This is a genomic window from Catellatospora sp. NPDC049111 (assembly GCF_040648615.1).
Classification (GTDB): Bacteria; Actinomycetota; Actinomycetes; order Mycobacteriales; family Micromonosporaceae; genus Catellatospora; species Catellatospora aurea.
The window spans coordinates 79853-92999 of the sequence record NZ_JBEZEB010000005.1 but is presented as its reverse complement, the minus strand read 5'-3'; the positions used below and the strand labels follow the sequence as shown (position 1 = coordinate 92999).

Here is a 13147-nt window from a genome sequence, read left to right as displayed (position 1 = left end):
CGGGGAGGTCAGCGGCAGTGGGCGGCCGCGAGGCGGGCCAGGGTGGCGCTGGCGGTGACGACCTCGGAGATCGGCACGTACTCGTCGGGGGCGTGGGCCAGTTCGATCGCGCCGGGTCCGTACTGGACGGTAGGGATGCCCGCTGCGGCGAGCAGCCGCAGGTCGCTGCCGTATGGCGCACCCCACTGCTCCGGCGCGGCCCCGGTCGCCTCCACGAGTGCCGCGGTGAACGCCGGGTCGGGGTTGCGGCCGGGCAGGAACTGCCCGCCCCACCACTCGACGGTCACCGGGTGCTCGGCCAGCCAGCCGTCCGCCGCGCACGCCTTCGCCACGGCGGCCTCCAGCTCCGCCTTCGCGGCCTGCGGGGACTCGCCGAGCGCGACGCCGTAGCGGCCCTCGGCGACCAGCTCGCCGGGCACCGACGACGACCAGTCGCCGGCCTGCACGGTGCCGATCTCCAGCGCGTACGGGATGTCCCAGCGGCGCATCAGCGGGTCGACGTCGCGGTTGCGGGCCGCCTCCAGCTCCCGCAGCGCGGTGAAGACGGGCAGGAACTTCTCGATCGCGCTGACGCCCGCAGTGCGCCGGGACGCGTGCGCGGACGTGCCGGGCACGCACAGCCGGAACGTCAGCGCGCCCGCGTTGGCGGGCACCACGGCCAGGCCGGTCGGCTCGGGGATGACGCAAGCGTCGGCCCGCCAGCCCCGTTCCAGCAGGCCGTACGTGCCGAGCCCGCCGTCCTCCTCGCCGGCCACGCACGCGATGAGCACGTCGCCGCGGGGGCGGTCGCGCTTCAGCTCGCGGATCGCGAACAGCGCGGCGACCAGGCCGCCCTTCATGTCGCAGGCGCCCCGGCCGTAGAGGCGGTCGCCGTCGACGCGGCCGCTGTACGGGTCGTCGGTCCAGGCGGACAGGTCACCGGGCGGCACCACGTCGATGTGCCCGTTGAACATCAGCGACCGGCCGCCGCCGGTGCCGGGCAGCCGGCCGACGAGCCCGTACGCCTTGTTCCGGGTGACCTCCATGCCGGGGAAGGTCGGCTGGGCGGTCAGCTCGGGCAGCGGCAGCTCCCACAGGTCGACGTCCAGGCCCTCGGCGCGCATCCAGTCGGCGAGCACCTCCTGGATGCCGGCCTCGTGCGGGCTGCCGCCGACGCTGGGGATGCGGACCAGGTCGGCCAGCAGCTCGGTCAGTTCCGTCATCAGATTCCTTCCGTGGATACTCCGGCCTTCAGGCCGGGGAGGAAACGGGACTCCTGCGCAGCAGGACACGCACCGCCGATCCGCCGCCGAGGCGGACCGGCGTCCACCCGTACGCCCGTACGAAACCGCACGGCCGTCCTGTTAGGATTCTGGTTGTGGCCGGGGCGGTGAAGCGCGCGTTCAAGTACCGCTTCTACCCGACCGACGTGCAGGCCGCGCAGCTGTCGCGCACGTTCGGGTGCGTCCGGCTGGTCTACAACATGGCCCTGCAGGCCCGCACCGAGGCATGGACCCAGCGGCAGGAGCGGATCGACTACAACGCCACCTCGGCCCTGCTCACCGCGTGGAAAAAGACGGACGACCTCGCGTTTTTGAACGAGGTGTCGTGCGTGCCGTTGCAGCAGGCGCTGCGGCACCTGCAGACCGCCTACACCAACTTCTGGGCAAAACGCGCCAGACACCCCACGTACAAGTCCAAAAGACGTTCGCGCCGCTCGGCGGAGTACACGGCCAGCGCGTTCCGGTGGCGTGACGGCACGCTGACCCTGGCCAAGATGGCCGAGCCTCTGGACATCGTGTGGTCGCGGCCGCTGCCGGCGGGCTGTACGCCGTCGACGGTGACCGTGTCGCAGGACGCGGCCGGGCGCTGGTTCGTGTCCCTGCTCTGCGGCGACGTCATCATCCAGACCCCCGCCACGGGCATGGTCGGGATCGACGCCGGCCTGGACAGCCTGCTGATCCTGTCGACCGGGGAGAAGATCACCAACCCGAGGCATGAACGCGCCGACCGGGAGCTGCTGGCCCGCGCCCAACGCGACCTGGCCCGCAAGCAGAAGGGCTCGGCCAACCGGACCAAAGCCCGGATCAAGGTCGCCCGGATCCATGCCCGGATCGCCGACCGGCGGCGCGACCACCTGCACCAACTGACGACTCGGCTCGTTCGTGAGACCCAAGCGATCGTGATCGAGGACCTGGCCGTACGGAACATGGTCAAGAATCACAACCTGGCCCGCGCGATCAGCGACGCGGCCTGGCGGCAGCTGCGCACCATGCTGGAGTACAAGACGGCCTGGGTGCGCCACGAGGCGCTGAGTGACCGTATGGAGGTGGAAGGCCTTCATCGCGTGGCCGTCGCAGCGGCCGCGTAGAAGCTGGGGGCAGCCTGGGCCGGGGGATGCCGGTGCGGGTGGGAAGCAGCCCTGACAACGTCGGGACGTCCGGGCACTGCCAGACGGGGCGGGTCCGGCTAGCGAGACCAGAAGGTACAGCGCAAGCGAACCGGTGGTTGAAGCCTCGTAAGCCTTGTGGCGGCCCGAAACCTGGCGGATCTGGGCCGTTGTGCAGTGCGCGGTCTCCCGTTCGGGTGGGGAGCCGACTCCATGGTCGCGTCCATTCAGCGGTTGTGGAGGCCACGCTGAATGTCTGCGGCGTAGGCGTGGCGATGCTGCCGGGGTAGAGCCGGGTGCCTCCCTGGTCGAGCGGTTGCTCAGTGAACGTGGGAACCGTCCTGTGACTGCCTGGCTGCGGCATCCAGCCGCACTGCCGGGCCAGGTCCATCGCCGACCGAGGGCCGCGGGGCGGGGCGGAGGCTCCGTAGTAGTCCGAGGCCGGGAGAGCCGGCCGCATGGCGAAGGGGGCCAGCAGGTCAGCAGGGAGGACGCTGGAATGCCGGGAGACCGCTGGTGAACACCGACGAGCTGGAGTCGGCGCTGATGCGCGCCGAGCTTCGGGTACTGGAGATCCAGACCAAGCTGCACCGTTGGGCGATGCATGATCCTCATCGCCGGTTCGATGATGTGTTCAATCTCGTGGCCGATCCCGCGTTCCTGCTGGTGGCGTGGGCTCGGGTGCGGGGCAACAAGGGGGCGCGCACGGCCGGGATCGACGGCCGCAGCGCGTACGCCGTGCAGGCGAACCCTGGAGTCGAGGTGTTCCTCGGCCGGGTGCGGGAGCAGTTGAAGGCCCGCGCCTTCCGACCGGTCCCGGTCCGGCAGCGGATGATCCCGAAGGCGAACGGCAAGTTGCGCCGTCTGGGCATCCCGACCGTGACCGACCGGGTGGTCCAGGCGTCCCTGACGCTGGTGCTGGAGCCGATCTTCGAGGCGGATTTCCTGCCGTGTTCCTATGGTTTCCGCCCGAAGCGCCGGGCGCATGACGCGATCGCCGAGACCCGCCACTTCGCCTCCCATTACTACGAGTGGGTGGTGGAGGGCGATATCGAGGCGTGTTTCGACACCATCGATCACACGGCCCTGATGGACCGGGTGCGTCGACGGGTCGCCGACAAGCGTGTGCTGGCCCTGGTGAAGGCGTTCCTGAAGGCGGGCATCCTCGCCGAGGACGGCACGCTGAAGGGCACCGACACCGGCACCCCGCAAGGGGGGATCTTGTCGCCGCTGCTGGCGAACGTCGCCTTGTCGGTCCTGGACGAGCACATCGCCCAGACCGCAGGCGGGCCGAACTCCACCCAGGGCGAACGGGCCAGGCGCAAGCGCCAGGGTAAGGCGAACTACCGGCTGGTCCGGTATGCCGACGACTTCCTGGTGCTGGTGGCTGGGACTCGTGAGCACGCTGAAGACATGCGGGCCCAGGTCGCCGGGGTCCTTGCCCCGATGGGGCTGCGCCTGTCTGTGGAGAAGACGAAGATCACCCACATCGATGAGGGCTTCGACTTCCTGGGGTGGCACATCCAGCGCCACCGCAAGCGAGGCACCCAACGGCAGTACGTCTACACCTATCCGTCGCGCAAAGCACTGCAGAACGTGATGGCCAAGGTCAAGGACATCTGCCGCCGCAGCATCAACCTGCCGCTGCCCGCTCTGCTGCACGAGCTCAACCCAGTGCTGCGGGGCTGGTGCACATTCTTCCGGCCTGGGGTCTCCAGCGCCACGTTCCAGTACCTCGGCCACTACGCGTGGGAGAGGGTCATCAGATGGGCGCGGCGCAAACACCCCAAGAGCAACTGGAAGACCATCCGCCGGATCTACTGCAACGGCGGATGGTGGCCGGTCAGCGAACGTGGACAGCTGTTCAACCCCGCCACGATGGCAACCACACGCTACCGCTACCGGGGCGCAGCGATCCCACACCCCTGGCCAGCCCAAAGATGAGGACACGCAAACCACCCACCGAGACCTGCGGAGAGCCCGCTGCGCTGAAAGGCGCACGGCGGGTTCGGGAGGCGGTCCTGGGAAACCCACCAGCGGCAACGCAGGCAGGGCGCCCAGGACCGACCTCACCACGGCCGGGAACTGATCGTCGTGGACCGCTGGTTCCCCTCGACCCGGCTCTGCTCGACCTGCGGCGCACTCGCGCAGAAGATGCCGCTGGACGTGCGCGAGTGGACGTGCCCGTGCGGGGCCGTCCACGACCGTGACGTGAACGCGGCACGCAACATCCTGGCCGCCGGACTGGCGGTGACAGCCTGCGGAGACGATGTAAGACCTCAACGAGGAACCTCTCGGACGGGGCAGTCGTCGGCGAAACAGGAAAACCCGAGGGCGACCAAGGGAATCCCCGTCCTTTAGGGCGGGGAGGATGTCAAGCCGGGAAGTGTCCCAGGTAGCCGCCCATGGTCCGGAACAGGTCGGTGGCGGCCAGCTCGGTGCCGTCGTCGAGGCGTACCCGCTCGATGACCAGGCCCTTGCTCCTGCCCCGGCGGGCGTCGGCCCCGGCGACGATGGCGACGCCGTCGCCCTCGCGGTAGAAGACCCGGCCCGGGGTGCCGCCGTAGACGGCCTGCGAGACGGACGCCTTCGTCACCCGGATGCGCTGCCCGCGGTAGTAGGTGTAGGCGTTCGGGTACGGGTCGCACTGGGCGCGGACCAGGCGGTCCAGCTCCTGCGCGGTCCACGTCCAGTCGATGCGAAGGTCCTCGTCGGCGCGTTTGTGGAAGAAGCTGGCCTGGGAGCGGTCCTGCGGCGTCCAGTCGGTGCGGCCCGACGCGATCAGGCGCAGGCCGTCGACGGTGATCGGCCCGAACAGGGCGAGCGTCTTGTGGAACAGGTCGGCGGTGGTGTCGCGCGGGCCGACCGGCACCGCACGCTGCAGCACGATGTCGCCGGCGTCGAGGGTGTCGTCCATCATGTGCGCGGTCACGCCGACCTCGGGTTCGTCGTTGAGCAGGGCCCAGATCAGCGGTGAGAAGCCGGCGTACTTCGGCAGCAGCGAGTCGTGGATGTTCAGGGTGCCGTGCCGGGGCAGGGCGAAGACCTGCGGCGGGATCCAGGTGCGCCAGTTGGTGGCCACGATGACGTCGAGGTCGGCCTCCTTGAGCGCGGCCATCAGCTCCTCGTCGTCGGGGCGCTCGCGGATCAGGACGGGCACGCCGTGTTCGGCGGCGAGGTCGGCGACGGAGTCGCTCCAGATGCGCTCGTACGCGTGCTCGCTCTTCGGGTGCGTGACGACGAGGACCACTTCGAGGTCTGGCGCCTCCAGCAGCGCCTGGAGCGTGCGGTGCCCCCAGGTCTGGTAACCGAACATCGCGACCCGCATGGGTGCCCTCCTCTGGACCGGAACGCTGAACCGTCTCGGCCCGCTGGCGCGAACCGAAAGGCAAGGCTTACCTTGCTAAGGTAACCCTAATGTAATCATCGGGGGACGCAACGGCTACACCCCCGCCGACGACAGCCCGTTCGCCAACCGCATCTTCGACCCCGCCGCCGTCGACCACTTCTACGACGCGCCCGAGCAGGTCAAGCGGATGCTGATGGACTACTACGGCTCCACCAACTACTCGGTCGTCGACCTGGACGTCATCCAGGCCCTCTACCGCCGCATGTACCAGGAGAAGGTGCTGGGCCAGGAGCGACTGCGCTTCATGCACGCCTCCCGGGTGGTGGACCTCGTCGAGGATGCGGACCGGGTCCGGGTGACCGTCGAGTTCCTGCCGACCGGCGAGCGCACCGCGTTCGAGGTCGACGCAGTGGTGTGCGCGACCGGCTACCGCAGCAGCGACCCGCTGCAGCTGCTCGGCGAGCTGGGCGAGCACTGCCTGCGCCGCGAGGACGGGCAGCTTCAGGTCGAACGCGACTACCGTGTGACGACCGGAGGCGACGTGCGCTGCGGCATCTACGTGCAGGGCCCGACCGAGCACACCCACGGCATCAGCTCGACGCTGCTGTCCAACACCGCCGTCCGCGCTGGCGAGATCGCGCGTTCGCTGACCCACGCTGCGGCCCCGGCCCTCGCCGGATAAAGGTGCCACCGCGTGCGGCTACATCTATTTTGATGTGGCCACATCAAAATAGATGTAGCCGCACGCGGTCACCTCCTTTGTTTCGCCATCACCCAACGTGACGATCCGGGTGAGCGCCGACGGTCCGGGCGGCGCGGCGGCGGTGACGATCCGCTGGTACGACCATCGGCGTGCCGGTCTGCGGGTCGGTCATCACCTCGCTGGCTACGCCGAAGACGTGCTCGACCAGTTCGGCCGTCATGACCGCCTCGGGCGCGCCCTGGGCGACGATCTCGCCGCCGCGCATGACGACCAGGTCGGTGGCGTAACGGCAGGCCTGGTTGAGGTCGTGCAGCACGGCGACCACGGTCCGGCCCTGCTCGTGCAGCTCCGCGCACAGGTCTAGGACCTCGAACTGGTGCGCCAGGTCCAGGTACGTCGTCGGCTCGTCGAGCAGCAGGATCGGGGTCTGCTGGGCCAGCGCGACGGCGAGCCACACCCGCTGGCGCTGGCCGCCGGACAGCTCGTCGACGAACCGGTCGGCCAGTTCGGACACCTCGGTCACCGCCATCGCCTCGCGCACCGCTGCCTCGTCGTCGGCCGACCACTGGCGCAGCAGGCGCTGATGGGCGAAGCGGCCCCGCGCGACCAGGTCCTCGACCACGATCCCGGCCGGCACGACCGGCGACTGCGGCAGCATGCCGAGTTGCTTGGCGACCTGGCGCGAGGGCAGCGAGGCGATCGCCGCGCCGTCGAGGTAGACCGTGCCGGACTGCGGCTTCAGCACCCGGGCGAGGGACTTGAGCAGCGTGGACTTGCCGCAGGCGTTGGGCCCGACGATGACCGTGAACGACCCGTCGGCGATCTGCACGCTCAGGTCGCGGGCCACCACGCGCCGGTCGTACGCCAGGGTGAGGTTCTCGGCCCGCAGCCGCATCGCTTGCTCCTTCGTGCTCATCGGCCGCGCCGCCACTCACGGGCCAGCAGCCAGGTCAGGTAGAGCCCGCCGATCGCGGCGGTGACCACGCCGGCGGGGATGTCGTTGTCGGGCAGCACCCGCTGGGCCGCCCAGTCGCTGCCGGCCAGCAGCGCCGCGCCCATCGCGGCGGCGGGCAGGATGCCCGGCCCGGGGGAGCGGGTCAGCCGCGCCGCGAGCTGCGGAGCGGCCAGCGCCACGAACGCGATCGGACCCGCGGCGGCCGTCGCGCCCGCGGCCAGCCCCACACTGGCCAGGGCGAGCACGGCCCGGCTGCGCTCGACGCGTACGCCGTGCAGGGTCGCGGTGTCGTCGCCCAGCGCCAGCATGTTCAGGTGCCGCCCGTAGTACAGGACCACGGGCAGCAGCACCGCGAGGGTGAGCCCGACGATGGTGACCTCGGTCCAGCCGCGGCCGCTGAGGCTGCCGATGAGCCAGACCTGCGCGGCGAGCGCCTCGTCCAGGCGGCCCTTCACGATGAGGTACGAGTTGAACGCCTCCAGCAGGGCAGACACCCCGACACCCATCAGGATCAGGCGGAACGCCTGGGTGCCGCCGCGGAAGGCGAGCAGGTAGATCGCGATCGAGGTGAGCACGCAGCCGGCGATCGCGCCGGCGGCGACCTGCCCGCCGCTGCCGTCGAGCAGCAGGATCACCACCAGCGCGCCGGTGGCCGCGCCGACGGTCATGCCGACGAAGTCGGGGCTGCCCAGCGGGTTGCGGGTCAGGCCCTGGAACACCGCGCCGCTCGCGCCCAGCGCCGCGCCGACCAGCAGCGCGACCAGCGACCGGGGCAGCCGCAGCTCGTGCACGATGAAGTCGGTGCCCGGGTCGCCCTGCCCGACGAGACTGCGCAGCACGTCGCCGACCGGGATCGGGAAGTCCCCACTGGACAGGTTGACCACCGCGATCGCGGCGGCGGCCAGCACGAGCACGACGCCGACTAGCAGCGCACGCGCGGGCACCCGCAGCGACAGCGCGCCGCCGGGAGTACGCACCACGAACTGCTTCGTGCGGCTCACAGGGCACCCAGCTTCCGGCGGCGGCACAGGGCGATGAAGACCGGCGCGCCGAGGAACGCGGTGACGATGCCGACCTGCAGTTCCGACGGGGCGGTCAGCACCCGGCCGAGCACGTCCGCGCCGAGCAGCAGGATCGGGCCGAGCACCACGGCGTAGGCGAGGATCCAGCGGTGGTCGGGGCCGGTGATCAGCCGGGCGATGTATGGCACGGCCAGGCCGAGGAACCAGATCGGGCCGCACGCGGCGGTCGCCGCGCCGCACAGCAGCGTGATCGCGGCGACGCCGAGCAGGCGGATGCGGCCCGGGTGCGCGCCCAGCGCCGTGGCGGCCTCGTCGCCCATGCTCAACGCGTTGAGCCGGCCACCCAGGGTCAGCGTGAGCAGGATCCCCGCGATCAGGAACGGTGCGACCCGGAGCAGGGTGTCGCCGTCGCGGTCGGCCAGCGAGCCGACGTCCCAGTGCCGGTAGCGGTCGAACGTGCCGCGGTTGGTGACCAGCACCGCCCAGACCAGCGCGCCGAGCACGGCGGTGATGGACACACCGGCCAGCACCTGGCGTTCGGGGGTGGGGAAGCGTCCGGACCCGCCGAGGGCGAACACGGCCGTCGCGGTCAGCGCCGCGCCGCCGAAGGCGAACCACACGTACGCGCTGGGCGAGGTCAGGCCGAGGAACGCGATCGCGACGACGACGCCCGAGGACGCGCCCAGGTTCACCCCGAGCAGGCCGGGTTCGGCGAGCGGGTTGCGGGTGAGCGCCTGCATCAGCGCCCCGGCCAGCCCGAGTGCCGCCCCGACCCCGAGGCCGAGCAGCGTACGGGGGATGCGCAGCTGGTGCACGATGTCCGACTGCGCGGAGCCGTCGTCGTGCCACAGCACCTGCCACACGGTGCCGAGCGCGATGGTGCGGCTGCCGACCGCGATGCTCAGCGCGGCGACGCCGGCCAGCGCGAGCACGCCGATCACCAGCCAGCCGCGCCGCCAGGCGTGCCGGGCCGCACGGACGGCTTCGGCCGCGTGCGGCGCGGGCAGCACGCCGGTCGTCTGGGTCATCACCGCTCCTTGAGATCAACCCCGGGTTAGAGATTAGGCGAGGCTAACCTATGCTCCTCGGCGGGACCCGCCAGGGGGCGGTCCCACCAGCGCAGAAAGGAACAATCGTGCGGCTTCTCTCTCCCGTCCGTACGCTGACGGCCACCGCGACCGCGGGGATCCTCGGCCTCGGCCTCGCCGCGTGCGGCACCGATCAGGAGCCGTCCGGCACCTCCGGCAGCCAGGGCGCGTCCTCGGCCGCCTTCCCCGTCTCGATCGAGCACAAGTACGGCGCCACCGAGATCAAGGCAGAGCCCAAGCGGGTCGTCGTCGTCGGTCTCGTCGAGCAGGACGCGCTGCTGGCGCTGGGTGTCGTGCCGGTCGCCACCACCGAGTGGTTCGGCGGGCACCCGGGCGCGGTCTGGCCCTGGGCGACCGACGAGCTCGGCTCCGCCGCCAAGCCCGAGGTGCTCACCAACACCGACGGCATCAAGTTCGAGAAGGTCGCCGCGCTGCGCCCCGACCTGATCGTGGGCCTGTACTCGAACCTGTCCGGCGAGGACTACGCCACGCTGTCGAAGATCGCGCCGACGCTGGCCCAGCCCAAGGACACCATCGACTACGGCGTCTCCTGGCAGCAGGCGACCCGCATCGTCGGCACCGCCGTCGGCCGCAAGGAGCAGGCCGAGAAGGTCGTCGCCGACGTCGAGGCGAAGTTCGCCGCCGCCAAGGCCGCCAACCCGAAGTTCGCCGGGGCCACCGCGCTCGTCGCCACCCAGTGGGAGGGCTACTACGTGTACGGCGCGCAGGACCCGCGCGGCCGCCTGCTGCAGGACCTGGGCTTCAAGATGCCCGAGGGCCTCGACGCGATCACCGGCAAGGAGTTCGGCAAGAGCATCAGCCGCGAGCGCACGGACCTGCTCGACACCGACGTGATGATCTGGCTGGTCGACAAGCGCGACGCCGACAAGGCCAAGATCCACGCCGACCCGCTGTACGCCAAACTCGACGTGAAGACCCAGGCCCGCGAGGTGTTCCTGGAGAACGGCGAGCTGCTCGGCGGCGCGACCTCGTTCATCACCCCGCTGAGCCTGCCGTACCTGCTCGACGTGCTGGTGCCGCAGCTGGCCGCGGCCGTGGACGGCGACCCGGCGACCGAGGTCAAGCGCGCGCAGTGACACCGTGACCGGCGACGGGGTGGGCGGCATTCGCCCACCCCGTTTTCCGTACTCGCGTTGACGGGCGGTCGCCGCCGGGTAATGGTGATCACATGCCGAAAGACGGTGAGACCCGCGACGGGGTGGCGCTGACCAACCTCGACCAGCCCTTGTTCGACGAGGCCGGCGCGACCAAACGCGACCTGGTGGACTACCTGGACGCGGTGCACGAGCGGATCATCCCCGCGCTGCGGGACCGGGCCCTGTCGGTGATCCGGATCCGCCCCGGGCAGCCGGCGTTCATGCAGAAGAACCTGCCCAAGTACACGCCCGACTGGGTGCCCCGGGCCGCCGTCTGGGCCGAGGCCTCCCACCGCGAGGTGACGTACGCCCTGGGCAACGACCGGCGCACGCTGATCTGGTTCGCCAACCAGCGGGCCGTCGAGTATCACGCGGCCCTGTCCCTGGTGCAGTCACCACTGTCGCCGACGCACCTGATCCTCGACCTCGACCCGCCCGAGGGCGACGACACCTTCGGCAAGGCCGTGCACGGTGCGCTGCTGGTACGCCAGGCGCTGGCCGACTGCGGGCTCGACGGCGCGGTCAAGACCAGCGGCAGCAAGGGCGTGCACGTCTTCGTGCCGCTCGACGGCAAATCGGACCCCGAGGAGGTCGCCGCCGCGACCCGGGCCGTGGCCGCGCGCGCCGAACGCCTCGACCCGAAACGCGCCACCACCGCCTTCATCCGCGAGGACCGCCACGGCAAGGTCTTCCTCGACGCCACCCGCTCCGGCGGCGCGACCGTCGTCGCCTGCTACAGCCCCCGCATCCGCCCCGGCCTGCCCGTGTCCTTCCCGGTGGCCTGGCCGGACCTGGAGAGTGTGACGCCCGCCGACTTCACCATCCGCACCGTGCCCGACCTGGTCGCCAAGACCGACCCCTGGGCCGACGCCATGCCCGCCCCGCAGGCCCTGCCCGCCGACCTGATCGCCGAGGGCCACGCCATCCCCATCGCCCGCGTCCAAGCCATGCACGAGGGCAAACGCCGAGCCAAAGCCCGCCGTGAAGCCGAAGCCGACTCCTGACCCGTACCGCGTCCGTGCCCGCGCCGCGCAGCGGCTTCGGTGCGGGAGCTCACCACACCACGATCATCGGACTTGCCTGGCACCTGTGCGTATCAACGCTCAAGATACGCACAGGTGCCAGGCAAGTTGGACGATCTTGCGCCGCGAGCGCCGTGGGGCGGCTCCCGGGGCCGGGTCAGGCGGTGCGGAGGGTGAGTTCGGTGATCTCGCTGGGGGCGAAGACGCGCAGGGGCGGGCCCCAGAAGCCGGTGCCGCGGCTGGTGTAGAGCTGGGTGCGCTCGCCGTGGCGGGACAGGCCCTGCACGGCGGGCTGGTCCAGGCGCACCAGGTAGTGGAAGGGCCAGATCTGGCCGCCGTGGGTGTGGCCGGAGATCTGCAGGTCCACGCCGTGCGCGACGGCCGCGGTGATCTGCTTGGGCTGGTGGGCGAGCAGCAGCACCGGCAGGGCCGGGTCGGCCCCGGCGAGCGCCGCCGCGTGGTCCATCGAGTGGCCGGTACGCGAGTGCGAGGCGGTGATGTCGTCGACGCCCGCCACGACGAGCCGGTCACCGCCGCGCTCGACGACCAGGTGCCGGTTGTGCAGGCACTCCCAGCCCAGGTGCTGCATGTGCGCGAGCCAGCCCTCGGCCTCGCCGTAGTACTCGTGGTTGCCGGTCACGTAGGTGCGGGCCAGCGTGGCGCGGATGTCGCCGAGCGGCGCGGCCTGCGCGGTGCGCTGCGCGACGGTGCCGTCGGCGATGTCGCCGGTGTGGCAGACGATGTCGGGGTTCAGCGCGTTGACCGCCCTGGTCACCCCGGCTGACCAGCGTGAGCGCTCGATCGGCCCGTAGTGCGTGTCGGTCAGCAGGACCACCTTGAGGCCGTCGAGCCCCTTGCCGAGCCGGGGCAGCACCACCTCGACCCGGCGCACCCGGGGCACGCGCATGGCTTCGGCGTACCCCCAGACGACCAGGACCAGTGCGACCACGGCGACCGCGGCGGCCGTGATCCGGGAACGCAGCGGGTCGGCGACGCCGCCGAGCGCCAGCGCGCCACGCAGCACGTTGCCGAGCACGGCCCACACGAACAGCACCCAGATCACGCCGAGCGTGGTGTCGGCGATGCGCGACGCCCAGTCCTTGCCGCGTGCGTGGCCCTGGAACATGAGGTAGGGGAACGCCAGCGCCGCGGCGGCGAACAGGGCGGTGCCGGCGGCGACCACCGGGGTCGGCCAGTGCGCGCCGGACAGCAGCAGCGTCCACCAGGGCACGCCGAACAGCAGCCCCAGCACGGTGGTCACGGTCAGGCCGGACAGCAGCGGTCGCAGGGACCGCCGTGCCGGGGCGGCCTGGACGGCCTCGCCAGTCGACACGCGTACTCCTTCAAAGGTCGGACTGCCAAGCATGCCACGCCCCGCCCAACACCGGCCCGCGTCGCCGCGCGGGACTCCCGATCTAGAAGAGTTGTGGGGGGCCCGCGCGCCCAACACATATTGAAAAGTTTAGGGGGGGGGGGGGGTTGG

12 protein-coding genes are annotated in these 13147 nt (G+C 71.2%); 6 read left to right on the top strand and 6 right to left on the bottom strand.

Annotated features, from left to right (window positions below):
• Nucleotides 1-8: 8 nt before the first annotated feature.
• Nucleotides 9-1202, bottom strand: coding sequence for an ArgE/DapE family deacylase (locus tag AB0B66_RS09360; protein WP_360525476.1), 1194 nt, complete (start codon nucleotides 1200-1202; stop codon nucleotides 9-11).
• A 155-nt stretch (nucleotides 1203-1357) separates the two neighbouring features.
• Here AB0B66_RS09360 and AB0B66_RS09355 point away from each other — a divergent pair, with 155 nt between their 5' ends.
• The 3 genes from AB0B66_RS09355 to AB0B66_RS09345 all read left to right on the top strand — a co-directional run bounded on the left by AB0B66_RS09355 (nucleotide 1358) and on the right by AB0B66_RS09345 (nucleotide 4729).
• A complete protein-coding gene (locus tag AB0B66_RS09355; RefSeq protein ID WP_360525473.1) occupies nucleotides 1358-2350 on the top strand; it encodes an RNA-guided endonuclease TnpB family protein in 993 nt (330 codons plus the stop codon).
• A 534-nt stretch (nucleotides 2351-2884) separates the two neighbouring features.
• A complete protein-coding gene (ltrA, locus tag AB0B66_RS09350; RefSeq protein ID WP_360525470.1) occupies nucleotides 2885-4312 on the top strand; it encodes a group II intron reverse transcriptase/maturase in 1428 nt (475 codons plus the stop codon).
• A gap of 141 nt (nucleotides 4313-4453) precedes the next feature.
• Complete coding sequence (locus tag AB0B66_RS09345; protein ID WP_360526296.1) at nucleotides 4454-4729, top strand: zinc ribbon domain-containing protein; 276 nt, start codon at nucleotides 4454-4456, stop codon at nucleotides 4727-4729.
• Nucleotides 4730-4742: 13 nt separating this feature from the next.
• Here AB0B66_RS09345 and AB0B66_RS09340 read toward each other — a convergent pair whose 3' ends face one another.
• On the bottom strand, nucleotides 4743-5696 hold the full coding sequence (locus AB0B66_RS09340; protein WP_360525467.1) for a methionyl-tRNA formyltransferase: 954 nt from the start codon (nucleotides 5694-5696) through the stop codon (nucleotides 4743-4745).
• 94 nt (nucleotides 5697-5790) lie between these two features.
• Between AB0B66_RS09340 and AB0B66_RS09335 the strand changes: the two genes are divergently transcribed.
• Complete coding sequence (locus tag AB0B66_RS09335; protein WP_360526293.1) at nucleotides 5791-6399, top strand: SidA/IucD/PvdA family monooxygenase; 609 nt, start codon at nucleotides 5791-5793, stop codon at nucleotides 6397-6399.
• Between the two features lie 88 nt (nucleotides 6400-6487).
• On the opposite strand, the gene AB0B66_RS09330 is transcribed toward AB0B66_RS09335, so the two are convergent.
• The 3 genes from AB0B66_RS09330 to AB0B66_RS09320 are packed head-to-tail and all read right to left on the bottom strand — an operon-like array spanning nucleotide 6488 to nucleotide 9425.
• Nucleotides 6488-7336, bottom strand: a complete 849-nt coding sequence (locus tag AB0B66_RS09330; RefSeq protein ID WP_360525464.1) for an ABC transporter ATP-binding protein — start codon at nucleotides 7334-7336, stop codon at nucleotides 6488-6490.
• Nucleotides 7333-8376 (bottom strand): iron chelate uptake ABC transporter family permease subunit, encoded by a 1044-nt coding sequence (locus tag AB0B66_RS09325; protein ID WP_360525461.1) that lies wholly within the window; start codon nucleotides 8374-8376, stop codon nucleotides 7333-7335. The genes AB0B66_RS09330 and AB0B66_RS09325 overlap by 4 nt, the downstream gene beginning before the upstream one ends.
• Nucleotides 8373-9425: an iron chelate uptake ABC transporter family permease subunit gene (locus AB0B66_RS09320; RefSeq protein ID WP_360525458.1), complete on the bottom strand. Its 1053-nt coding sequence runs from the start codon at nucleotides 9423-9425 to the stop codon at nucleotides 8373-8375. Before AB0B66_RS09320 ends, AB0B66_RS09325 begins: the two co-directional genes overlap by 4 nt.
• A gap of 107 nt (nucleotides 9426-9532) precedes the next feature.
• Between AB0B66_RS09320 and AB0B66_RS09315 the strand changes: the two genes are divergently transcribed.
• Together AB0B66_RS09315 and AB0B66_RS09310 are read left to right on the top strand one after the other, a co-directional pair.
• Entirely contained in the window at nucleotides 9533-10582 is a 1050-nt protein-coding gene (locus AB0B66_RS09315) for an ABC transporter substrate-binding protein (protein ID WP_360525455.1), read from the top strand.
• A gap of 92 nt (nucleotides 10583-10674) precedes the next feature.
• Nucleotides 10675-11646 carry an ATP-dependent DNA ligase gene (locus tag AB0B66_RS09310; protein ID WP_360525452.1) on the top strand — a complete coding sequence of 324 codons (972 nt, stop codon included), beginning with the start codon at nucleotides 10675-10677 and terminating at the stop codon, nucleotides 11644-11646.
• Between the two features lie 175 nt (nucleotides 11647-11821).
• Here the strand turns inward: AB0B66_RS09310 and AB0B66_RS09305 are convergent, their stop codons facing one another.
• Nucleotides 11822-12997 carry a metallophosphoesterase gene (locus tag AB0B66_RS09305; RefSeq protein ID WP_360525449.1) on the bottom strand — a complete coding sequence of 392 codons (1176 nt, stop codon included), beginning with the start codon at nucleotides 12995-12997 and terminating at the stop codon, nucleotides 11822-11824.
• Nucleotides 12998-13147: the final 150 nt, after the last annotated feature.